The organism is uncultured Microbacterium sp. (assembly GCF_963524805.1).
GTDB lineage: Bacteria > Actinomycetota > Actinomycetes > Actinomycetales > Microbacteriaceae > Microbacterium.
On record NZ_CAURGG010000002.1, the window covers coordinates 442,355 to 465,081 of the forward strand.

The 22,727-nt window shown below is 66.0% G+C and carries 22 protein-coding genes and 1 pseudogene; 9 read left to right on the forward strand and 14 right to left on the reverse strand.

All coding sequences use genetic code 11. The features are described from left to right. Positions 1–145 precede the first annotated feature (145 nt). From RWQ91_RS06625 to RWQ91_RS06645, 5 genes are all read left to right on the forward strand, one after another. Entirely contained in the window at positions 146–1,438 is a 1,293-nt protein-coding gene (locus RWQ91_RS06625) for a DJ-1/PfpI family protein (protein ID WP_314503864.1), read from the forward strand. A 186-nt stretch (positions 1,439–1,624) separates the two neighbouring features. Beyond that, entirely contained in the window at positions 1,625–2,014 is a 390-nt protein-coding gene (locus RWQ91_RS06630; protein ID WP_314503865.1) for a hypothetical protein, read from the forward strand. Between the two features lie 149 nt (positions 2,015–2,163). After that, entirely contained in the window at positions 2,164–2,367 is a 204-nt protein-coding gene (locus tag RWQ91_RS06635; RefSeq protein ID WP_314503867.1) for a hypothetical protein, read from the forward strand. Between the two features lie 318 nt (positions 2,368–2,685). Next, the gene (locus RWQ91_RS06640; RefSeq protein WP_314503870.1) at positions 2,686–2,979 is read left to right on the forward strand and encodes a helix-turn-helix domain-containing protein; all 294 of its coding nucleotides are present in this window, start codon (positions 2,686–2,688) and stop codon (positions 2,977–2,979) included. 267 nt (positions 2,980–3,246) lie between these two features. Further along, the gene (locus tag RWQ91_RS06645; RefSeq protein ID WP_314503873.1) at positions 3,247–3,825 is read left to right on the forward strand and encodes a hypothetical protein; all 579 of its coding nucleotides are present in this window, start codon (positions 3,247–3,249) and stop codon (positions 3,823–3,825) included. A 374-nt stretch (positions 3,826–4,199) separates the two neighbouring features. On the opposite strand, the pseudogene RWQ91_RS06650 reads toward RWQ91_RS06645, so the two are convergent. After that, a pseudogene (locus RWQ91_RS06650) lies at positions 4,200–4,496 on the reverse strand (hypothetical protein); the annotation flags it as partial. 930 nt (positions 4,497–5,426) lie between these two features. Then, entirely contained in the window at positions 5,427–7,001 is a 1,575-nt protein-coding gene (locus RWQ91_RS06655) for a patatin-like phospholipase family protein (RefSeq protein WP_314503876.1), read from the reverse strand. Positions 7,002–7,310: 309 nt separating this feature from the next. On the opposite strand from RWQ91_RS06655, the gene RWQ91_RS06660 reads away from it, so the two are divergent. Beyond that, positions 7,311–7,844: a hypothetical protein gene (locus RWQ91_RS06660; protein ID WP_314503879.1), complete on the forward strand. Its 534-nt coding sequence runs from the start codon at positions 7,311–7,313 to the stop codon at positions 7,842–7,844. Between the two features lie 55 nt (positions 7,845–7,899). On the opposite strand, the gene RWQ91_RS06665 is transcribed toward RWQ91_RS06660, so the two are convergent. The 4 genes from RWQ91_RS06665 to RWQ91_RS06680 form a co-directional block, all read right to left on the reverse strand. Continuing rightward, positions 7,900–8,208, reverse strand: coding sequence for a hypothetical protein (locus RWQ91_RS06665; RefSeq protein WP_314503882.1), 309 nt, complete (start codon positions 8,206–8,208; stop codon positions 7,900–7,902). 49 nt (positions 8,209–8,257) lie between these two features. Continuing rightward, positions 8,258–9,253: a hypothetical protein gene (locus tag RWQ91_RS06670; protein ID WP_314503885.1), complete on the reverse strand. Its 996-nt coding sequence runs from the start codon at positions 9,251–9,253 to the stop codon at positions 8,258–8,260. 303 nt (positions 9,254–9,556) lie between these two features. After that, positions 9,557–10,108 carry a hypothetical protein gene (locus tag RWQ91_RS06675; protein ID WP_314503891.1) on the reverse strand — a complete coding sequence of 184 codons (552 nt, stop codon included), beginning with the start codon at positions 10,106–10,108 and terminating at the stop codon, positions 9,557–9,559. 225 nt (positions 10,109–10,333) lie between these two features. Beyond that, positions 10,334–10,477 carry a hypothetical protein gene (locus RWQ91_RS06680; protein WP_314503893.1) on the reverse strand — a complete coding sequence of 48 codons (144 nt, stop codon included), beginning with the start codon at positions 10,475–10,477 and terminating at the stop codon, positions 10,334–10,336. Between the two features lie 473 nt (positions 10,478–10,950). Between RWQ91_RS06680 and RWQ91_RS06685 the strand changes: the two genes are divergently transcribed. Next, positions 10,951–11,271, forward strand: coding sequence for a hypothetical protein (locus RWQ91_RS06685; protein WP_314503896.1), 321 nt, complete (start codon positions 10,951–10,953; stop codon positions 11,269–11,271). Between the two features lie 153 nt (positions 11,272–11,424). On the opposite strand, the gene RWQ91_RS06690 is transcribed toward RWQ91_RS06685, so the two are convergent. The 6 genes from RWQ91_RS06690 to RWQ91_RS06715 are packed head-to-tail and all read right to left on the reverse strand — an operon-like array spanning position 11,425 to position 17,699. Then, positions 11,425–12,618 carry an MFS transporter gene (locus RWQ91_RS06690; protein WP_314503899.1) on the reverse strand — a complete coding sequence of 398 codons (1,194 nt, stop codon included), beginning with the start codon at positions 12,616–12,618 and terminating at the stop codon, positions 11,425–11,427. A 20-nt stretch (positions 12,619–12,638) separates the two neighbouring features. Continuing rightward, the gene (locus tag RWQ91_RS06695; protein WP_314503902.1) at positions 12,639–14,135 is read right to left on the reverse strand and encodes an aldehyde dehydrogenase family protein; all 1,497 of its coding nucleotides are present in this window, start codon (positions 14,133–14,135) and stop codon (positions 12,639–12,641) included. A gap of 46 nt (positions 14,136–14,181) precedes the next feature. Next, on the reverse strand, positions 14,182–15,153 hold the full coding sequence (locus RWQ91_RS06700; RefSeq protein ID WP_314503904.1) for a VOC family protein: 972 nt from the start codon (positions 15,151–15,153) through the stop codon (positions 14,182–14,184). Further along, positions 15,150–16,250 (reverse strand): 4-oxalomesaconate tautomerase, encoded by a 1,101-nt coding sequence (locus tag RWQ91_RS06705; protein WP_314503907.1) that lies wholly within the window; start codon positions 16,248–16,250, stop codon positions 15,150–15,152. The genes RWQ91_RS06700 and RWQ91_RS06705 overlap by 4 nt, the downstream gene beginning before the upstream one ends. After that, entirely contained in the window at positions 16,243–16,947 is a 705-nt protein-coding gene (locus RWQ91_RS06710; RefSeq protein WP_314503909.1) for a 4-carboxy-4-hydroxy-2-oxoadipate aldolase/oxaloacetate decarboxylase, read from the reverse strand. The genes RWQ91_RS06705 and RWQ91_RS06710 overlap by 8 nt, the downstream gene beginning before the upstream one ends. Beyond that, positions 16,944–17,699: a PIG-L deacetylase family protein gene (locus RWQ91_RS06715; RefSeq protein ID WP_314503911.1), complete on the reverse strand. Its 756-nt coding sequence runs from the start codon at positions 17,697–17,699 to the stop codon at positions 16,944–16,946. The genes RWQ91_RS06710 and RWQ91_RS06715 overlap by 4 nt, the downstream gene beginning before the upstream one ends. A gap of 201 nt (positions 17,700–17,900) precedes the next feature. On the opposite strand from RWQ91_RS06715, the gene RWQ91_RS06720 reads away from it, so the two are divergent. Further along, entirely contained in the window at positions 17,901–19,307 is a 1,407-nt protein-coding gene (locus RWQ91_RS06720) for an aminomethyl transferase family protein (protein ID WP_314503914.1), read from the forward strand. A 153-nt stretch (positions 19,308–19,460) separates the two neighbouring features. On the opposite strand, the gene RWQ91_RS06725 is transcribed toward RWQ91_RS06720, so the two are convergent. Both RWQ91_RS06725 and RWQ91_RS06730 read right to left on the reverse strand, forming a co-directional pair. Then, on the reverse strand, positions 19,461–20,831 hold the full coding sequence (locus RWQ91_RS06725) for an aminomethyl transferase family protein (RefSeq protein ID WP_314503917.1): 1,371 nt from the start codon (positions 20,829–20,831) through the stop codon (positions 19,461–19,463). A gap of 208 nt (positions 20,832–21,039) precedes the next feature. Then, positions 21,040–21,693 carry a GntR family transcriptional regulator gene (locus RWQ91_RS06730; protein WP_314503920.1) on the reverse strand — a complete coding sequence of 218 codons (654 nt, stop codon included), beginning with the start codon at positions 21,691–21,693 and terminating at the stop codon, positions 21,040–21,042. An 86-nt stretch (positions 21,694–21,779) separates the two neighbouring features. On the opposite strand from RWQ91_RS06730, the gene RWQ91_RS06735 reads away from it, so the two are divergent. Further along, on the forward strand, positions 21,780–22,565 hold the full coding sequence (locus RWQ91_RS06735) for an NAD(P)-binding domain-containing protein (protein WP_314503922.1): 786 nt from the start codon (positions 21,780–21,782) through the stop codon (positions 22,563–22,565). Positions 22,566–22,727 lie beyond the last annotated feature (162 nt).

Here is a 22,727-nt window from a genome sequence, read left to right on the forward strand (position 1 = left end):
GTGATCGCGTTCGGACGCTACCGGAGCAACGAGCGCGTCGCACGAACGATCGCCGCAGGCGTTGCCCGTCGCCGAACCGAAACCAATGCAGCACCGTCCCGGTGACCGCACCCCCTCATCTCACCACCCCACTTGGAGAAACCTCATGGCCCGCATCTTCCATCGCATCGGCATGATCGCCCTCTCGGGCATCATCGCCGTCGTCACCTTCGCAGCGATCCTCGCCGCCGGCATCATCCAATCCGGCCAGCCGTCCTCAGCGCCGCCCCTCACACCGCCCCAAACGGCTCTGGCCAACGCGCAGCACCGCGACACACCAGCCCTTCCCGGCACCTTCACCGTCGCCGTGGTGCTGGGGCAGTCCGGAACGGACACCGCCGACGCTTTAGCTCCCTACGAGGTGCTGACCAGCTCGCCCGCCTTCAGCGTTTACACCGTCTCCGACTCACTTCAGCCCGCGGCCCTGGACGGCGGCTTGGCGGTCGCGCCGGACTACACTTTCGCGGACGTCGAATCCGGGGCCACACCCGCCCCGGATCTGATCGTCGTTCCCGGGGTGAACCTCCCCGACGGGCCGGAAGAGCAGGCCGCCCGCGCGTTCATCACCGCGCAGTACAGCGCCGGCGCCCGGGTGCTCAGCATCTGCACGGGATCCCGACTGCTGGCCGCCTCCGGAATCCTCGACGGCAGCACCGCGACCTCGCACTGGTCCCGAATCAGCGCCCTCGAGGAATCCCGCCCAGCTGTGACCTGGGTCCGCGGTGAGCGATACGTGCAGGACGGGCGGATCACCACCACGGGCGGCGTAACCTCCGGGATCCCGGGAACGCTCAAGGTGATCGCAGATATGGCTGGGGCTGCCGAGGCGACCCGCGTAGGCACCCAGGTCGGCCACCCCGGATGGTCCCTCGATGCCCCCACACAGATGCCCGCCAGGTCGTTCGGCACCGAAGATGCTGAAGTTCTCCTCAACACGACGTTGCCCTGGTCTCGCCCGAACTACACCGTCGAACTCAACGACGGTGTGGGGGAGATCGACGCCGCCGCACTGTTCGAGGTGTACACCTACTCCCAAGCGGCCACCACAAACGCGGTCTCCGCCACCGGAACCGTCCACACCCGCCACGGCCTCACGATCCTCACCGGCGTGACCGGCACCGACACCGACAGCGACACACTCGTCGCTGGCAGCCTCACCGGACACCGAGGGTTCGGGGGGTTCGACGCCGCCATCGAGCAGCTCGCCCGCAGCACCGGTCCGGGAGTGGCCGTCTCGGTCGGCAAAATGCTCGAATATCCCCTCGACCGGGTCACCCTCAGCGACACCTCCACCCCAGACCGGTGGCGGGCGCCCGCCCTCCTGGCCACCGCCGTGCTCCTCGCGGCAGCCTTCGGCGCCATCCCCTACGCTGCCCGACGGCTCTGGCGACGCCGGTAATCCGGCTGCGGCGATCCCAGGTCGCACACGCGATGTCCTGTGCGACCTGGATCGGCCGGGCCCGTGCACCCTGATGCCCGGCAGCTCTAGGCGACGCCCTCACCCTGACAGCATGCGCGGCAGCGACGTACTGAATGGCTTGCTGACGCGCGGCCCACGATCACCAAATGAAAGCGAAGTAGACCGATGGCCACTGCGGCACTCATCCTCACCATCACGATCTTGATGGCCCTGACAACGATGCAGATTCTTCTGCTTCGCGGGGCGCCGATCGGCCGGTATGCGTGGGGCGGCAAGGAACGCGTACTGCCACCTCGGTTGCGGCTCGCTGCTCTCGTCGCCATCCCGCTGTACGCAGGTTTCGCATTGCTGCTCGCAAGCCGCAGCAACATCCTCCCAGGCGGTGACTTCCCACCAGTAGTGATCGCCACCTGGATACTCTTCGGTTACTCCGCCTTCAGCGTCATGGCCAACCTCGCATCCCAAAGCCGACGAGAACGCATGGTGCAGACTCCCGTCAGCGTTGCACTCACCTTCGGGATCCTGGTCATCGCCATCGGCGCGGGCGGCGGCTGACACGGCCGGGTCCCCGAACGGCTTCTCCAACAAGACCTCGACGCACAAAGCGGCCCGCCCGCGCTACCACTCTTACCAAAAGGACACCTACTATGTCTCGCTCCGCAACGCCCAGCCGCATCCCTTCTTCGGTGCCACAGCCGCCGTCCGTGCATGTCAGAGCCGTGATCACCTGGATCGCCATCTTCCCGCTGGTCACACTCGCGTCCTTCGCGATCGCCCCTTTCGCCGAAGACTGGAACCCGGTCCTGCATGCGCTCATCCTCTCCCTCATCGTGGTCCCGATCGCCGTCTATCTCGTCGTCCCCCAGTTGATGCGGATCCTTGGGAAGATCCGCGCCGCTCGTCGCTGAGGCCGCTGCCGGACTATCCCTTTAGTCCAAAGGAACGGCCATCGCTACAGCGTGCCGTAATCGATCCCTCAACGGCTACTCGACTCCGGATCGTGGGCAATTGTCTCGCAAAGGGACCGCTCACTGATCGGCGAACGACGCTGTTCACGCTGTGTCAAGACATTGCGTCAGGGAGGTCACTGGTTCGATCCAAGTATCGCGCACACTGAAACTCCCGGAAAACCGGGGTTTTTGTGCATTCTGTGGGAGGCCGGGCAATATCTGGGCGATATCGATTGCTCGTCATCGTGTTGCAAAATCGCGTGAGACCATCGGCGCATGGAAGATGAAAAAGTCCCCGTCTACGTGATCACGGAGGCGATGATTCGCCGTGTCATCCGCGAGGAAGTCGCGAACCACTTCGCCTTCATGGAGCCGGCGAAGCTCGCGTACACGGTCGATGAGGCCGCGCGCGCCACGGGTCTGGGTGTCGCGTTCATACGTGCACAGATTCGGAACAACTACATGGCAGCACGGTATGCAGGCTCGCGGCCGATCATCCTCATCCCCGCAGACGAACTAAAGCGATGGGTCGAGTCCCTGCCGGACGACCCGCGCGGGGTCCGTCGCTGAGAACTGACTCGGGAGGTACAGCAGACCGCGGTTCGTGCACTCGTACCCGCCCTTCACGTCCCGGACGGCGGTCCAGCGCTCCGAGCACCGGGTTGCTCACGGCAGGGTAGATCGTCCACGCGCTCTAGGCTGTCAGGTCATTGTCGGTTGATCTGATGCGCTTGTATCGTCCGGTCAGGGCACCTTGCAACCGTCTGTCGGAGGCAGCAAACTCGTGAGATGGGGAACCGCGGGGGCGGGCCTGCATCGAACACCGCGCGTGGTCGAGTGATCCGACGCGTGCTCATAGGTGGTGGACTTGCGCTTTTCGCGGTATCCGCGATCGTCCTCGTAAGCATCACCGGCCTCCTCAACGAACCGCAATCGTCGGCGCCAGCGCCCACCGGGTCGGACCCCTTCAACGTACTTCCCACGGATGCACCACCCGCGCTCGTGGATCCGGGCGGTGAGGGGAGCCTCGGGGCACCGGAGGTGGACACGGCGAGAAACGCGATCGAGTTCTTACGCGCTTACGAGGAGGTGCACCCAGATGCCGACCTCACCTGGGTAGAGGACCTCATTGATGAGCAGCGCGATCAGATCAAATACATGGCTCTCCGACTCGAAGCCGACCAGGATGAGATCGCGGATCTCGAGGCGCAGATCAATGACCGGGGCAGGCTGGTGATGGACTCAACCGCTCCGCCGCCGGCAGACCCCTCCGCGAGCGTAGGCATTGTCGTGTCGATCACTGGGGCGATTACGGGAGCTGTCGCCGCGGTCGCTGGCGTGCTGTCGGCTATGGCGGCATTTGGCCAGCGACGATCCAAGAGTGGGAGTGGCGCTCCGCCCGCGGCAGTGTCGTGACTGCCAACACCGTGTCCTTTGCACACGCATTGGGCGTAACTTGTCAGCGTGGATGAGTTCGAACTGTTCGAGCAGCCCAAATGTCCCCACTGCGGGACGGTGCTCCGCGACTTCGAGGCCGGCTACCGGTGTGACACGTGCGAGCTCCTTTTCATGCGGAACTTCGATACGAGTGTCGGGGGTCCGCAGGTGACCTGAGTCGCACGTGGGCGGAATCTTTAGCTGGCGTCCTCAAGCGCCTGGTCGGTAGCGCCGGGAAGGTCCGATGTGAGCTCGATCCCTGCGACTGTCAGCTTGTCGACGCTGAGGTCCTCGACGGTCAGCTTGCCTGCCAGGTGCATGGTGGCTTCGGTCTGCGAGTCGACGTCGGGAGCTGATTCGATCTGCTCGGCAACGAGCATGATTCCTCCGGACGAGTTTGCAGACCTTGCTAGGTCTGCGATCCACCGGGCATTCAGTTCTGGCGGCTCGGAGTCGTCGAAAACGAAACGGAGCGGAATCGTCGTGTGCAGCCAGATGGTACTGCGACCACGCTCCTGGTCGGCCGGGTGAACCCAGGAAAGAGTGAAGCTCTCGGCCCGGCGGAGCTTCGTGGAGATCACGACCTTGAGATGCGCGAGAGCACGATCCTCGATGTGGATCGGCGTCTCGCTGTAATACAGCGTGCCCATGCCCAAACCATAATCACCAGGTCCGCCCAAGCCAAGACCTTGCGGTTGCCGTGGCGGTCCTCCGAGACAGGCTTGGGGACCGGGGCCTCGGAGGACCTGAACCCACCGCACCGAACCCGACTCAGCGTCAGGTCTCACCCGGGCAAGGGAGGGTGTCAAGGCGCGGAGTCGACGGCGGGTGTAATCACAGACTAGGGATTGACCCAACGCCGATCGGGCTTCAGGCCTGGGATATCAGGAAGATTTCACACGCTCGAAATCCGCCACCGACGGACACGTAGCGAAGGCGCGCCGATGGGCCTAGCTTGGGAGATGCATCCACCCGCTGGGGAAGACAGCGGCCCCGATCCGAGGACCGGGGCCGCTCTTCCATCCAAGGGGTGTCGCGCGAACATCTGACCGCGACGCCAGCCGAAGACGGGTGACACTGGGGGATCTGGGGAATCCCCGCGCCTAAATGGTATGTGGCGAACTGGTGCGCTCTATGTCTTCCCTTCGGCGGACGCCGTTCCGTTGGAGTCGGTTGCTAAGGGTCGTCGAACGTCGTCGATTCGATCTATGCTGACGCTCTCGGCCGGGGAAGGGGAACCCGGACAGTTGACCAAGAACCGCCGCTACGAGACCACATACGACGCGCTGAACGACCAACGCATCCGGCAGGCAACCGCGCACCTCGCGCCGTGCACGTTGCCGCAGCAGGCGTACGGGCCGCAACCCATCGAATGGCAACGCACACGACCGCCCGAGATCTGGGCCTGGATCACTTGCGTGATGCGCCCCCTACGGAGATCCCTGCCGTAGCCGCTGGGTGGAACGATCGTGTCGTCGTCGTCGAGTGGGAAGCGACGGGAGGGCGTCGTAGCGTGGTCGTGTGGCAACGCGGTCACCCGGCGAGGGCAGGGCGCACAGGCCTAGGTGCGGCTATCGCGCCTACGCCCGTTGCACTAGCTCGCCCGGTTCGGCCGCTCCATCCTCATCGTGCACGGCAGACTCCTTTGGAGGAGATTGAAGCGGGAGTTGTTCGGCAGGCTGCACTTCCGGGGGCGCTGCGGAGTCGACCAACACATTATCGCGCGGGGGACGCACGAGGTCCTCGAACCAGCCTCGGTCAGGTATCTCAGTTGCGGGTGTGCCCAACTTCGCGTGACAGACGACCAGAGCGCTCATATAGCCGTGAATAAGCAGTTGAACCGTAGCCGGCTCGCCAATACGGCTCAGCTTGGTTCGTGTTCCCGACGATCCCACAGCGATCTTGTCCAGGTAACCGGAGAGACTGCTTTCCCCTAGACGATGCGCCAGCGCCTTGGCGCGGCCCTTGGTGCCAGCATCAGGCGAGCCGCACATTGCACGCGCCATCGATCCCGTTGAGAACGCGATATCGACGACCGCGACGTGACCCTCGTCGGCAGCAGTTCTCAGCGCGTCGAGCCTTGGCGTCACAGTGTTCTCGTACATCACGCCAAATATCCGCATAAGGCTCTGCAAGTTACTGGCGGGCCACCACCCGAAGATGCGCTTGATGCGCCGCGGCGCCGACGCGTTCACAATGATCTTCTGTGAAACAGGGACCGTCTCGCCGAAGTCGTGAATCATGCTCAGCGGTCGCGTTGAGTCCTCGAACCAGTCCGTCCCCAGGTTGTTGTACACGCCACCGTCCGCTAGCACGAGTGTGCCTGGGCGGATCGGCTCCTCTCCGCCACGCAGGCCCAACTTCCTTGTTCCGAGCCGCAGTGGTGGGAAGACCCCGGGGAAGGCGGCAGACGCGTAAATCGCCTGGTTGAGAGGGATGTTTGCCTCGCAGCTTCCGAACGCCGGGGACGTGAGCCTCCGCGCCGACATGTAGAACGGCCGTCCTGAAACCAACTCTGTTGCACAAAAGACGTGCTGGATGTCATGGTCTGGGAGGCTCGAGAGTCGCATCTGTCGAATTTCCTTCGCCCGGGCGTTCCGTTGTTTTCGGGGTGCCTTGTCATCCTTGAAGACTTCGACCAAGAAGCTGCTGTACGCAGTTATTTGCGAGCCCTTCCGGCCCAGCATGAAGACGCCCAACATATATAGAACGAATGCCGCGACGATCACCGGCGGCAACCACCAGGACGACTGGACAAGCGACCAGCGCTCGCGAGTGGACATCTCATCGAACATGGGTAGGGCGAGAAGGATAGCAATGGCGACGAAGTAAGAGACGCTGAGGCCGATCCAGAACGCACGTCCAGGAAGGAAGAACGTTCCTTCGTTCGCGATCCTTCGTGCGGCGCGCCCAATCACCGTCTTGACTCGCTCGGGCGACGCTTTGCTGAAGTCTCCGAGTAGGGCGAGAATCGCGTTTGTAATAGACCCACCGGACACCGAGCTGATTAGCCGTATCCGTTTATTGGCGCCCGAGTTTGACAGGTACAAGACGACGCCCAGCGAGAAGAGCGTCGCTCGCAGACCGCCCCCTGAAATCGCTAACCCTATTGACTCGTCCTCCCGGACCGTTCCATCGGGCTCCTCGTTCCCCATGGCACACAGGGTAGGACTCGGCCGCCGGCGGGGCAATGACCCTCGGTGCGAAGGGACGAATTCAACGCGCATCGCGGGCGAAACGTCAATGGAAAGGACATCGCAAAGTAGGTCCCTCGGTCGGGGCGGCCTTGCTTGTGCGGCGCGCTCGTGGGGGAGTAGCGTCCGCCGTAGAGCCGGATCGCGCAGAAGCGTTTCCTGGGGGAACCACGCGCCGACCATTCAGGGATGGTGCGTGCGATGCGATCAACTATACGAACGTCGAAAATGTGGTCCTGGGGCGCAGTCGCCGCCCTGACAGTGGGACTAGTGGGGGTTGCCATCCCGGCCGGCGCGGCACCACCCGTGTCCAACAGCTCACCGGTCGCGACGGCAAACGCAACAGTGACGGGCAACTCAGTTGTGGTGCTTTCCACCGTCAACCGGGCGGCAAAGCAGATCCGCCAGCCCGTGTTTTGCACCCTGGACGGTGCCACCGCCGACTGCGGACTTCAGGGGCCCACCTCGAAGAAGCTAACCTCCTACTCCACCACCCTTACCGGCGTAGGAGTCGGCACGCACACGTTCGCCGTGACGTTCACTCTGACGGACGGGGGCGCAGCCGGCGCCACGGTGGAGTTCAATATCAGTCCGCCTCCTACGCCTCAGGAGAGTTGCATCGCTCTGGGCGGTGACTTTGCTTTGGGAAACCGCGGCTATACCTGGACGTGCCAAAAGTTCCTGCCCCCGTATTTTGCGGATGGCGCCGAGAGCATACTGGCTGCCGCCTGCGGCGGGGTTTACAACGGCACGTGGGTGGGGTGGGAGAACACCATCCGACTGGCTGGGCTCTACTGCTTCTGACCGACGCGGCACACGTAGTCAGTCGAAGTACCCCAGGCGCGCGAGCGGAACGCGGTCAGGACGGCTCGAACAGAGCCATCTTCATCCGAGCTTCCTTGATGAAGGTAGACAGTCGTTCGCTGTATAGCGGGACGATGCTGATAGTCACGTCTTGGCTTAGTGCCATCGCTGTGACAAGGTTCGCCGCTCGGAGGGCGATCATCCGACCGTATTCCAGTGAATTGCTCGCGTACAGAATCTCCCGGAAGTGATTTGACGCCGCATCGCCCGAGATGATGCGAGCCGCGAGCCCGCGTGCTTCGCGTTCCGCCACGTCCGCGTTGACTCCACCCTCTTCACTGATGCTGAAGCCTTCTTCGGTCATTTTCAGCCATCCTCCCTGATCGGGTGTCAACATCCTGACAGGCAGGCACTCAGTTTCCTCTAGCCGCGAACGCGAACCGCTCGGTAGCGATACGTGCGATCTGTTCCTCGCTCATGCCCTGGGCGGGATAGATGTTCTGAACATTGTTGAAGCCGCCCGCGGTGGCACTAGCACCCGACGAAAAGCGAGGCTGGTTGGATGCGTACTGCGGCTGCATGATCCCGCCCGCCGCCATACCCATGACGCCCATCCGCTGCATCGCCTCGCCCAGAATCGCCATCGAACGCACCGACCCATCAAGGGGGATATACGCCTCGGGCACATCGCCCCGGTCACCCACAACCCGCCACGTGTTCGGCGGAACAACCTTCGCGATAGGTGACATCGGGCGAAGGCCCCGGACGCCGCCGCGGGCCATGAACTCCACGATGTCGCCGTTCGCCTCATACGTCGTGCGACCACCATCACGGCTATACGTCTGCTGCCCGTCAGCACCGATCTTCAGCGTGATCTCACGCCCCTGGTAGTCAGTGATGAACCCATTGATGGCATCCCGCGCGGGCTGGGCGTCGACAGTCAGCGCAACCTCCTTCTCCGAAGGGAGCGTGAAGATTTCGTCCGCAAGCTTCCCAACCTCGTCACGGTTGTACCCGGCCTGAACCGCGGAGTCGATGAACGCCTGGCGTTGAGCCGCCAGAGTCTCCATGTACTTATCGGTGGCTTCCTTGGCAGACATCGTTTTGAGGTCAACCTCGAACTGTGCCTGTGCCGAGTCGCGTGCCGCCGCGGACACTTCCTCGAGGCCCGCTGCGTTCACCGCGCCGGCCTCAGTGTTGCGGTCAAGGCTGAGCGTGAAACCGTCAAGCGTCCCGACGAACCCGTCCAGGGTGCCGTTCGACGCCTCGTAGGCGTCACGCTGCAACTGGATATACGCTTCCTTCTGCCGATCCACCTCGTCGCTGATCCCAGCAAGCGCCGTCTGGTACTTCGCGTTCGCCTGGATCGCGTTGCCCTGGGTGTCGTTAGACGCGTCAATGGCGTCCAACAGTTTGCGAAGGTTGGTCTTGACGTCGAGCGCGCGTGCGAGTGTCGCCTCGATGAGGGTGCTGCATCGCCGACCGGGGGCCTGGCCAGATGCGGCACACGGTCGGCGTCAGTCGGTACGCGGGGACGACATGTTCATCCCGCGCAGCGTTCTTGCGGGCTGGTCGCGAGCGCGAGTCGATTGGCAAATCGTCCGATCACCGGTCGCTCAGCGACGGGTGAGTACCCGATTCAGGACGCTACGCCGCTTGCCAGCGCCGCGAAGCCTGTACATCCCTCGCTCGAAGGCCATTCCGGAGGGGAATCAGCGTTGCCATGGCCTGTCAGTCGGTGACGGACCCGGATTCGGCTGGAGCGAAGTCAAGGTTTCCCAAGGCCATACTCCTGGGGTGGGCGCGTCCCCCACCGACTGCATAGCGTCGCCAACTAGATTCTGGAAGGCATATGCCCGGTCTCTCATGACCAGACTCATCGGGGTGTCGAGGCCGCTTTCGACGGCGGCAACGTAGAGGCCCTCCTCCCGATCGTTCCATACCTTTCGAAGGTTGGACGGATTGGCAAGGAGCCCCTCAACGAAGCACGACTGCTCAGCCCACGCGATCCGCGAGGTGTAGGCGGCGACTATTTCCACGGTCGGCGTTTCGCCATACGAGACCAGCGCCATGGTTTCGGTTATGCCCCGGAGATCACCGAGGCATCGACTCCGGTTGTATTCAAAGCGCTCCTGGTTGGGCGTCCCGTTGTAAACGACAATGACGCCAAGAGCGAGCGTCATTACGGCGGTGATTAGGGCGAGGACAGAAACGACGGCAAGCATTCCACCCCGCCGTACCGGGCGGTGTTCAGGCAAGGGCACGAACCAAGTATGCCGACCCTGCGCACAGTGGGCTCGTTGTTTCGCGGTCGCTCGTAAGCCGGTCCTTCACTGAAGATGTTGGCGACATTGTCGACGATGATCTCGTTAAGGGTCCCTACTCGTGAGCTGGTCATGGTATCGGTGACGATCGTCTCGTGGAGCGGACGGCGGATTCAGGCGGGACCTGCTTACCGGTTCAATCGGGCAGTCAGTTCAGGTCTCCGCTCACGCGCCGCTCGATTCGGCCTTGGTCGAGACGTCGTTCGGTGGTTGTTCGCCGGAGTCCTTCTGGGTGCTGGAGTCGTCCATGCGTGCGGGCCACGGGATCTCGGTCTCTTCGTGCGCCTCTTCGGGCGAGTTGGTCGACATGGCGTCTCCTTTTCCGGCTTCGTCTCGAGCGTCGCCTTCTGAATCGTTCGAGCGTTGCGCCGAGATCGTCCACGCGCCAAGGGGTTGACCAAGAGCACAATCGCGCCCGATTCTGTGGGATCGATTGCCCCGCACCGATGAGTGCCAGCGCGCTCCGAGAAACCACGACCGCGGAGGCTTTTTCGCCGTTGCAGCTTTCGCCGAAGGAGATGGCGCGTCACTGGCGCTCGGTCAAGATGGCGACGTAGGCGGTGGAGACGAGCTTGGTTTGGTGGTCACCGTCCTGGCCGCGCTCTCCCTCACTTCTAAGGCGACCGACCGGGCAGCCAGTGGGCTCGGGCGAACCCGCTCCGGCTAGGTTCGTCGTTCGTTCTCCCCTCGATCCAATCGACTGCTTCGTCGTAGAGAAATAGCCGTCGGTTTCGGAGTCACCGTACCTCTGCGCTGAGCTCCGACTATGCCAGGATCCGTCTATGACCGGCCGTCTTCGAGCATCGTTCGACGAACACTCCCTGGGGATCGCTCGTCGGCTGCACGACTGGGACGTGCTCGGCGTGTACTCAATCGGGCGCGGTCCGGACGATGACGACGAGTACGACGACCTGGTACTGCCTTTACGCGGATGGCTCGAGGATGGCGTCCAGCCTGAGGAAATGAGCGCGCTGCTCGTGAAAATTCTCCGGCGCGACTACGGCCTTCCTTATACCGACGACTTCGCAGAGCTGGAGCTGACGCGATGCCTTCATACGTGGTGGCTGAACAAATCGACCCAGCCTGATCTGCCCGATAGCTGACTGTCCGCATGCCGGTCCTTCACCGGACGCTCGCCTTTCACTGACAAGCGCGCAGCGCAGTCGTGGCGCGGAAGTCTCGTATATCCCGCCCGGTGAACATTCGCATTGAAGGGACGCCGAACGTACGCGCCAGACGTCAGCCGACGCCGACGTTCAGCGCGGTTCGAGAACGTGCCGGTTGCGCCCGACGAGCACGCCGACCACCAGCTGTCCGACCAGTACCAGCCCGACCAGCATCAGCGGTGCGAGCCACCCGCCGCTCAGACTGAGCAGCGCACCGAAGGCGATCGGGCCGGCGGCGGCGATCAGATAGCCGCCCGACTGCGCCATGCCCGACAGCGCGCTCGCGCCCTCGTGCGTACGCGCCCGCAGGCTGAAGAGACTGAGCGAAACCCCGAGCGAGGCCCCGGAAGCCAAGCCGCAGCAGATGACCCACAGCAGGAACGCCGAAGGCAAAAGAATCAGCCCGAGAACACCCACGAACGAAAGGACGGGGATCGCCGCCGGCCCGATGCGCTGCATCCGACCCCGCAACAGCAGCGGGATCGTGAGCGAACCGGCGATCGCGCACAGCTGGAAGACCATGACGTCGACGCCGGCGACGACCTCCGAGCGGCCGAGCGAGTGGGCGATCGGGGCGAACCAGGTGACGAGCATGTAGAAGATGCTCGACTGCAGCCCCATGTAGAGGAGCACCTGCCACGCGACGGGATCCGCCCAGATTCCGGTGCGAGGTCGCCGGGAAGCTGAGCCGGCCTCACGGGGTCGACTGCGAATCGACAGCAGCCAGGCCACCACCGCGAACGGCAGCAGGGCGCCGGTCCACAGCAGCGCGCCCTGCCACCCGAGCTGACCGGTGCCGACGGAGATGTGCGAGATGGGCACGACCACACCTGACGCCACGGCGCCCATGCCGGCGAGCAGGGCGGTGAAGGCGGCGGTGACGACGGTGATGCGCTCGCTGAAGTCGCGCTTGATGACCGCGGGCATCAGCACGTTGGCAATCGCGATCGATGCGCCGATGAGCGCGGTGCCGAGCCAGAGGTTGACCGCCGACCCGGGCAGCGAGCGCCAGATCGTGCCCACCGCCATGAGCACGAGCGACCAGAGCACGACGCGCGGCATCCCGAATCGTGCACTCAGTCCGTGCGCGAACGGCGAGACGACGGCGAACGCGATCAGGGGCACCGCGGCGAGGGCGCCGAGGGCGGCCTCGCTCGTGCCGAGATCGTCCGCGATCTGCGTGAGCAACGGCCCGACGCCTGTGATCGTTGCGCGCAGGTTCGCGGCGATCAGCAGCACTGCGACAAGCAGAAGCAGGCGCGACGAACCCCGCGAGGTCGTCACGCCTGCCTCTTCGATGGCGGTCAGTGGGCCTGGGCCGCCAGAGCCGCGGCGTCGATGTGGGCGATCGAGCGCGTGTCCTGGAAGGCCCGGATGCCCTCGATGCCCTGCTCGCGGCCCATTCCCGACTGCTTCATGCCGCCGAACGGCGCGCGCAGGTCGAGCCGGGTGGCGCCGTGGTCGTTGACCCAGACGTATCCGCACTGCAGCTGGCCGCCGACGCGGTTCGCGGCGTCGACATCGGCTGTCCACACCGAGCCGCAGAGCCCGGCCCACGTGTTGTTGGCCGCGGCGACCGCTTCGTCCTCGGTGTCGAACGGCAGGATCGGGATGACCGGGCCGAACTGCTCCTGCGTCACGACCCGCAGCGACGGATCGGCGTCGACGACGATCGCGGGACGCAGGAAGTTGCCGCCCTCGAGCTCGCCACCCGGAAGCTCGCCGAACTCGCGCACGTCGGCCCCGGCATCCTTCGCCTCTTGGATGATGTCCTGCACGAACGCCTTCTGGGCGCCCTGGTGCAGCGGCCCCATGGTGACGCCCTCATCCAAGCCGTAACCGATGACCGCCTTCTCGAGGCGGGTCGACAGGCCATCGACCAGTTCGTCCATGCGGGAACGGTGGACGTAGAGCCGCTTGGCGTTCATGCAGATCTGGCCGGTGGTGTCGAACACGGCGGCGTAGATGCGGTCGAGGTGCGTGTCATCGAGGATCGCGTCTTCGAGGAAGACCGCCGCATCGTTGCCACCGAGCTCGAGGGTGACGCGGGTGAGGGACTTCGAGGCCATCTCCATGATGCGCTTGCCGCCGTTGACACTGCCGGTGAAGCAGACCTTGGCCACGTCGGTGTTCTGGATCAGCCCCGACATGTTCTCGTCCTTGCCGGTGACGACGTTGAGTACGCCGGCGGGGAGCTTCTCGGCGATGCGCTGCACGACACGAGTGAGGGCCAGCGGCGTCGAGGGCGGCGGCTTGACGATCGCCGTGTTGCCGGCCAGCAGCGCGTGCGGCAGCGCGGCACCCAGGATCGCGATCGGCCAGTTGAACGGCACGATGAGCGTGACCACGCCGAGCGGCTGGTACGACACCGTCGTTTCGACCGGGATGCCGGGCGCGACGCCCAGCACCTTTCCGGTGTCGACCTCTTCGGCCAGCATGAGCGCCAGGTTCCAGCGGATCTCGAAGACGAGCGAGTCGATCCACGACTCGAAGCGGATCTTGCCGTTCTCCTGGGACAGGATGGCGGCGTCGTCATCGCGCGCTTCGGCGATGCCCTCGAGGGCGGCTCGCATCTGCTCGGCGCGCTCGGTCGCACTCAGCGCCGCCCAGGCGGGAAAGGCCGCCTTGGCCGCGGCGACCGCGTCGTCGACGTCTTCCGCGCTCGCGGAGGCCGCCCGCCCGACGATGCGTCCGGGCTTCGCGGGGTCGGCGACGTCGAGCGCGTCGACGGTCTGCCGCTCCTGTCCGCCGATGTAGAGACCGGTCCGCACTTCGGCGGCCGTGGTCATCGTGTCCGTCATTGGTACACCTCTCTTGTCTTGCTCGGGTTCGGGTATGAGGTTGGGTTCACGCCTGCTGCGTCTGAGTCTGCTCGACGACGGGCGTGCCGTGGGTATGGAAGCTCTCGATCGTCTTCATGCCCCACGCCTGGCCCTTCTTGCGCTCTTCGGCCGTCCACTCCACGACCGGCTGGTCGGGGTCCAGCAGCAGCCGCGCACCGGCGTTCGCGAACTCGATGCGGTTGCCGCCCGGCTCCCACACGTAGAGGAAGAACGTCTGGTTGATCGCATGCTTGTGCGGGCCGGATTCGATGTAGATGCCGTTCTCCAGGAAGATGTCGGCGGCTTTCAGGATGTCCTCGCGGGTGTCGGGCGCGAAGGCGATGTGGTGCAGGCGATTGCCGTGCTTGGTCCAGTCATCGGAGTAGACCACGTCGTAGGACTTGTTGTTGAAGTGGAACCACCAGGCGGCGTAGCCCCCGGCATCCAATTTGATTCTCTCGCTCTCACGCCCGCCGAGGGCGTTCGCGATGAATTCGCCGTTCGCGACGACGTCCTTCGCCAGGTAGTTGATGTGGTCGAGGCGGCGTGCGTTGACGCCGCGACCGGGGAATGCGGATGCCTGGTTCTTCAGCGCCGGCTTGTCGTCGGTCGCGACGTATCGCTCGGTCTCGTAGTAGATGCCCATCGCGTGGCCGTCGGGGTCGCGGAACAGGAAGGTGGGTCCGGTGCCGACCGCGCCGTCGGTCCAGCCCTCACCGAGTCCGGTGGCCTCGATCGCGGCGACCCGGCGCTCGAGCGCGTCCTGGCTCGACGCGCGGAAGGTGGTGAGCCCGACGCCGGCCGCATCCGACGCGGTGAGCTTGATCGTGTACTGCTGGTACTCGTCCCAGGTGCGCAGGTACACCGACCCGTCCGCTTCTTCGACGACCCGCATCGCGAGCAGATCGCGGAAGAACCACAGGCTCTTCTCGAACGTGTGGGTCAGCAGCTCGACGTTGCCGATGTGGGCGACGTCGAACGAGGTGTACTCGGTCATCTCGGGTCCTCTCCGGGGAGTTCGTGCAGGCGCGGCCGCGGAAAGACCACGCCGTCGAAGATCTTGCGGGCGGTGCGCACCGACGTCGAGGTCGCCCGCCAGGTGCCGTCCACGCTGCGGGCGACACTGACCTGCGAGGGAAACGTGCCGCTCGGGTGCTCGAGCTCGACCGGACCGTCATCGCTCGGAACCGCGAGATCCGCGCCGACCGTGCCCGGGATGCAGACGCCCGCCGCGACGGATGCCGCCATGAGCACGCCGATCGAGGTGTGCACGCGGTGCGGGATGAAGCCGCGGGTCGCGATCACGCCGCCGTGACGCGGTGCGGAGAGCAGGAACATCTTGGGGACGGTCGCCTCGGTGACATCTCCGAGTCCCATCCGGGAACCGGCGACGCGGCGGATGCGCTCGACGGCATCCTTCAGCGGTGCGTTCTGCTCGAGCTCGGAGGGACTCTCCTCGCCCGTGATGCCGAACTCGTCGGCGCGCAGCAGCACCACCGGCATCCCGTTGTCGATGAGGGTCACGCGATGCCCGTCGATCTCGTCGACGAGGTTGCCGGTCGGCAGCAGGTGCGCGTCGGGAGCGGGCGCCATCTCGATATCGATGCGCGCCGCCGTGCCGGGCACCCCGTCGATGGCCGTGTCTCCGTCGTACTCGACGCGTCCGTCGGGGGTCGAGAAGCTCTGCGTCGCGAGGTCGCCGGTGTTCAGCAGCCGGATGCGGACCGTGGTGGTGTCGCCGGCGGCCGTGATCAGCCCGCGCTCGAGGGCGAACGGACCGATGCCGGCGAGCAGGTTGCCGCACGTCTGAGCGTCGCTGACCGTCGGTTCGTCGACGACGACCTGCAGGAACAGGTAATCCAGATCGATACCGTCCTGGTCGGAGCGCGACACGATCGCGACCTTGCTGGTGAGCGGATGCGCCCCGCCCAGGCCGTCGATCTGCGCGGGATCGGGACTGCCCATGATGCGCAGCAGCAGGTCGTCGCGCTCGGCGGGCTCCGACGGCAGGTCCTCCACCAGGAAGTAGGCGCCTTTGGACGTGCCGCCACGCAGAAGCATGCAGCGGATGCCGTCGCGGACCGCGTCAGACACTGTCGTATTCCGTCTGCGGGATATAGCGCACGCCGAGGTCGGCGAGCACACCGCGCAGGTTGTTGCGGTCGAGGCTGAGCTGCCCCGACTGGTACGCGGCGCGCGAGGCCGCCTCGCGTTCGACACGGGCGTCGGATGCCGCGAGCACGGCGTCCGCATCGCCGCGGGGCACGCACAGGACGCCATCATCGTCGGCGACGATGATGTCTCCGGCCCGGACGATCGTTCCGCCCACGGTGATCGGCACGTTCACGCTGCCGGCCGTGACCTTGACGGTTCCCTGCGCGTTGACCGCTCCGGCCCAGACGTGAAACCCCATCGCCCGCAGGTCGACGACATCGCGCACTCCGCCGGTGGTGACCAGGCCGAGCACGCCCCGGTGCTGCAGCGCGGTGGCGAACAGCTCGCCGAACGAGCCGTCGAGCGAGGGTGAGGCCGTCGTGACGACGAGGATGTCGCCGGGTCGGCACTGCTCGACGGCCGCGTGGATCATGAGGTTGTCGCCCGGCCAGCACAGCACGGTGACGGCCGAACCGGCGATACGGGCGCCCTCCTGGATCGGGCGCAGCGACGGGCCGACGAGTCCGGTGCGGCCCATGGCCTCGTGTACGGTCGCGACACCGTGCACGGCGAGGGCGCCGATGGTCGCGGCATCCGCGCGCTCCACGTCGGTGACGATCACGTGATCGGTGGTCACTGCAGGACGTCCGTCACCTGGGGGTAGTACCGCACGTACGCCTCGCCCATGGTGTCGACGGGAAGGCCGAGGTTCGCGGCGGCATTGCGCTTGACCTGCACCCCGCGGCGGACGGCGAGGGAGGTGTAGTACTCCCACATGTGCTTCTGGGCGGGCAGGCACTCCATGGCCTTCTGCTTGAGCGGGAAGGCGGCGGTGATGTCCAGCAGCACGTTGGGTTTGAAGTCGGACTGCTCGGGCTGGTGCGGCTCGAAGAAGAACACAGGGGGAGCGCCGATGATGTCATCGGTCGACGGGTAGCTGCCGTCGGAGTTGGCCACGCCGATCGCCTGCGCGAGAACGCGGGCCTGCAGCGCCATCCGTGCGGCAGCAGGGTGGTCGCCGTTGTACGGGTCGGCCAGCGGGTGGGTGAGCACCACGGTGGGCTGCACGCGGCGGAACACGTCGACCAGTTTCGCGACGGTCTCCGGCGACTCGATCAGCGGGTAGTCGCCGGCGTCGAGGAACTCGATCTCGGCGCCGAGGGCGGATGCCGCTGCCGTGGCCTCTGCGCGGCGGATGTCCTTGATCTCATCGAGGCTCTTGCCCTGCATCCACTGGCTCGCCGACTCGCCGCGCTCGCCGTACGAGAGGCAGACGACCGTCGCCTTCTCGCCGCGCAGCGCCGCCGCCGCGATCGCCCCGCCCGCGCGCCACACGAAGTCGCCCGCGTGGGCGCTGACGACCAGCAGCGAAGGGGGTGTCTCGGCCACGGGGACTCCTGTCACGTCGACACAGCGCTCGTCGGCGCTGTCGTCGTGTCCACAGCGAACCACACCCCTAGCGCAGTGGTCAAGATTTTGGTTACAATTCTGTCGACCCTAGATCACTCTCGACATAGGGAAATGTCGGACGTACCATCGGGTCGTTCGCACTAGGCATGACCACACGACGAAGACGTTGAAGGGAACGACATGGCCGGCACTCTGCAGGAAGTCCTCGATGAGGCGGGGAACACCGTCGAGCACCTGCGCAACTCGCAGCTCGGCACCTACATCTACCCGGTGGTGCCGGCGGAGTTCACCAACTGGCGGCGCGAGCAGAAGTCGTGGCGCGAGACCGCGGTGCTGTTCGACCAGACGCACCACATGGTCAACTTCTTCATGTCGGGCCCCGACGCGCTGAAGCTGCTGTCGGACACCGGCATCAACAGCGTCGCGAACTTCCCGGTGAACACGGCAAAGCAGTTCGTGCCGACCGCCTCGAACGGCGGAGTGATCGGGGACGGCATCCTGTTCCACGAGGGTGAGGACGAGTACGTCTACGTCGGACGAGCGCCCGGCGCGAACTGGCTGCAGTTCCACGCCGAGACCGGCGGCTACAACGTCGACACGCGCTACGACGACCGCTCGCCCTCCCGCCCGTACGGCGCGGCGGTGCACCGCGAGTACTACCGCTTCCAGATCCAGGGCCCGAACGCGTGGCAGATCATCGAGAAGCTGAACGGCGGCGAGCTCGAGAAGGTCCGCTTCTTCCACATGGGCGAGATGACGATCGCCGGCGAGCGGGTGCGGACTCTGCGTCACGGCATGGCCGGCGCTCCCGGCCTGGAGCTGTGGGGACCGTACGAGCAGCACGGCAAGATCCGCGACGCGATCCTCGAGGCCGGCCGCGAGTTCGGCATCGAGCCGTGCGGATCGCGCGCCTACTCGTCGAACACCCTGGAGTCGGGCTGGATCCCCTCGCCGCTGCCGGCGATCTACTCGAGCGACGCCGAGCGCGCCTACCGCGAGTGGCTGCCGGCCACGAGCTACGAGGCGATCAATGCGCTCGCCGGCTCGTTCGTCTCCGACAACATCGAGGACTACTACCTCAACCCGTGGGAGCTCGGCTACGGCTCGTTCGTCAAGTTCGACCACGACTTCATCGGCCGTGACGCGCTGGAGCAGATCGACCCGGCCGCGCAGCGCAAGAAGGTGACGCTGGCCTGGAACGACGAGGACCTCGCGAAGCTGCTGACCACCCCGATCGACCGCGAGGGCACCGGCTACCAGGTGTTCGACCTGCCGAACGCGAACTACGGCTCGTCGAACTACGACTCGGTGATCGACGCCGACGGCAACGATGTCGGGCTCTCGCTGTTCACCGGCGTGACGGCGAACGAGAAGCGCGGACTGTCGCTGGCGACGGTCGACGCCGACGTGCCGATCGGCGCGGAGGTGCGCGTGGTGTGGGGCGAGCCGAACGGAGGGTCTCGCAAGACCACGGTCGAGCCGCACGAGCAGCTCGCGGTGCGCGCCGTCGTGAGCCCGGTGCCGTACGCGGTCACCGCCCGGACCGAGTACCACGGCGGCTGGCGCACGGCGGCCGTCAGCGTCTGAGGCTTTGGTTGTGGCGGGGGCGGATGCTGCGGCATCCGCCCCCGCTTCTCTCTGGTGTTCGAGGGCCGTGAGACGACAACTGCACGTCGAGACGGTGGGGAAACCCCACGGTCTCGACGTGCAGATGTCGTCTCAGCGGAAGGCGGTAGGCGGTCAGCCGTTCGCGCGATAGACCGTGCGCGCGTAGTCGTGGTACGGCGCGGGGGCGACGGTGGCGCGGATGTCTACCTGCCGGTGCTGCGCGTCGACCGAGCTCTTGGCCGAGATCGGATCCTCGCCCCAGACGACCGTGACCTCCGTGCCGTCGGGGATACCGGCATCCACCGTCGCGAGCGACATGTAGAGCTGGTCGTACGCGACGTAGCCGGCATCGGTCGAGATGCCGACGAGCTCGCCCGCGCGGCGCACTTCGTCCATCTGGTACAGCCCGTAGCGCGCCTTCGGGAACTCGAGGTACTTGGCCGGGATGCCGGGCTCCACCTGTGAGCGCACGACCGCGGCGACGTCCTCGGAGTTCCAGATGAGCGTGACCTTGCGCCGACGCGGCGACTCGGCGAGCTTCTCGAGAGCCTCGCGACCGTGGAAGTCGTGGTCGAAGCGCACGGAACGGCCGAGGCCAAGGTCGTAGGGCGTCAGGTAGTAGTCGTGCACGTCGTCGGAGAAGAGCGAGCCGGCCAGCGACCCGATGCGGGCGGCGGGCAGCCACTCGCGATACTCGGCGAAGTCGTCGTCGAAGACCGCGGGGAACGGCGTCGGCACCCATCCGGATTCCAGCGGGGACGACGAGTACGCCTTGGCGCCCACACGACGGATGCCAAACTCGGCGCCCCCGTCGAGGATCGTGTCGAGCACGATCTGGTTGTCCTCCCAGGGCCCGAAGAACTCGAATCCGGGCTGCCCCGCCATGCCGTGGCGCAGCGCCTTCACGGGCCGGCCCCCGATCTGCACATCGGCGATGTGGAAGAACTTGACGTCGGGAACCGGCCCGCCGAAGAGCTTCTCCATGACCCGGTCGGCGTCGGGGCCCTGCAGCTCGTAACGGTAGAAGGTCGGGGGTCCCGAGCGCATGTGCGAGTTCGGGTCGAGCCGCAGGTGCACGTCCTTGCCGGCCGCGGTCGCCTTCTCGACGTTGAACCGCACCCAGTCGATGAGCATGTGGTGCCCGACCAGGACGAGCCCCTCCTCGCCCTCGGACAGGTAGAACAGGATGCCGTCGCCGATGAGGTAGCCGTCCTTGTTGACCGAGATGAGCTGTTTTGCCACCCCCGGGCGGAAGGTCGCGAACGTGTTCGGCGAGATGCTCTCAAGCATCGGGATCAGGTCGTCGCCCCAAAGGAACAGCTGAGTCATGTGGTGCGACTGGTCCATGAGGGCGACGCTCGTGTTCCACGCGCGCTGCTCGTCGCGCCAGTTGGTGAACTCGGGCGCCACCGGGAAGGTGAAGGCGGGCCAGTCCTGGTTGCGCAGGAGCTGCACGGGGCTTCCGGTTCGGGCTATGGCCTGTGCCAGGGATTCGTCAGTCATCGTCGACCTTCTTTCTGTCTCTCAACGGTAGAAGGACGACGGCAGTCGGCATCCGTCGATTCTGTTGAACGGAACCGCCTGTGGCCTTTGGGGGTACGCGCGGGGCTTGGGATGCCGGTCGTCGGAAGCTCCGGTGATCGGGCGGGGCGACAGGGCTCACCCGTCACTCGCGTCACGGTTGCTCCTGCGACCGGCACGTAAGCGGGGGTCAGGCGACCTCGCGCAGGGCGCCGATCACGCTGAGCAGGTGCACACGGACGGCTTCTCGGGCGGCATCCGGATCCCGAGCGACGATCGCGTCGATGATTGCCGCGTGCTCCAGCACCGACACCTTCGCCCGCTGAGGGCGGGACGAGAGCTTGAACTGGTGCCGCACGCTCTGCGCGTGCAGGCGTCCGAGCACCGCGGACGCGGTCGCGTGGTGGCTGAGCACCCGCACCCGCTGATCGAGCCGCTGGTGCAGCCGCGAGTACTCCACGAGGTCGCCTTCGGCGACGGCATCCACCATGTCGTGCCGCAGGCGACGGAACTGCTCGATCTCATCGTCGCTGACCGAGGCCGCCGTCTTGGCGGCGCACAGGCCCTCGACGCCGATGCGCACCTCGAGGATCTCGATCGCCTCTTCCACGGAGATCGCCCGCACCCGCGAGCCCTTGTTCGGCAGGCGCTCGACCAGGCCCTCGTTCGCCAGCTCGAGAAGCGCGGTGCGCACCGTCGCGCGGCTCGCGGCGAAGGTGTCGCTGAGGTCGGCCTCGATGAGGCGCTGGTTCGGGGCGTACTCGCCGCGGACGATCGCGCTGCGGATGATGTCGGTCACACGCTCCTCGGCGGCCGCATCGGCGCTCTCGACGGTTGTCGACATCGGCTCTCCCTCGGCTCGTCCGTGGCAGGATTCAACCACTATTGTCAACAATATAGAGGCGAATGCCTGGGGACAGGGAGGTCCGGATGCGCGTCGCCGTGGTCGGGCTGGGCGAAGCCGGCAGCATCTACGCCGCCGATCTGCTCACGCGTGGGGCGAGCGTGGTGGGCACCGACCTTCATCTGCGCGAGGTGCCGGCGGGGGTCGAGATCGCCGCCGACATCGCCGGGACCGTCCGCGGAGCCGAGCTCGTCCTGAGCCTGGTGGGCGCGATATCGGCGGGGACGGTGCTCGACGAGGCGCTGCCCGCGATGGATGCGGCGGCCGTCTTCGTGGACATGAACACGAGCGGGCCCGAGGACAAGCGACGTCTGGCGGGCAGGGCCGCCGCGCGCGGCATCCGGTTCGTGGATGCCGCCATCATGGCGCCCGTGCCTCGCGCGCGCATCGACACCCCGCTGCTGCTCAGCGGGCCGGGGGTGGGGGCGCTGCTGCCGGTTCTCGGCGCGCTCCGGATCCCGGCGACCGACGTGGGACCGGAACCCGGGGCGGCAGCCCAGCGCAAGCTGCTGCGGAGCGTCTTCATGAAGGGGCTCGCGGCCGTGGTGGTCGAGAGCATGCACGCGGCCGAAGTCGTCGGCGCGGAAGACTGGCTGATGGATCAGATCGCGTCGGAGCTCGGAGCATCCGGGCGGGACGCCGTGCAGCACCTCATCGACGGCACCACAAAGCACGCCGTGCGGCGCGAGGTCGAGATGCTCGAGGTGCGGGCGCTGCTGCAGTCGCTCGATGCGCCGCACCCGATGACCGACGGCACGATCGAGTGGCTGCGGGCGATCGCGGCGCGGACCGCTCTTCCGGGGGCCGAGTAGCGAGCGTCAGCGAGCGTATCGAGACCGCAGCTGCGCGGGTGCCGAGGATCTCGATACGCGCTGGCGCGCTACTCGATCACCGGGTCGCGCAGGCGCGCTACTCGATCACCGGGTTGCGCGCTGGCGCGCTCCTCGATCACCGGGTCGCGCTGGCGCGCTACT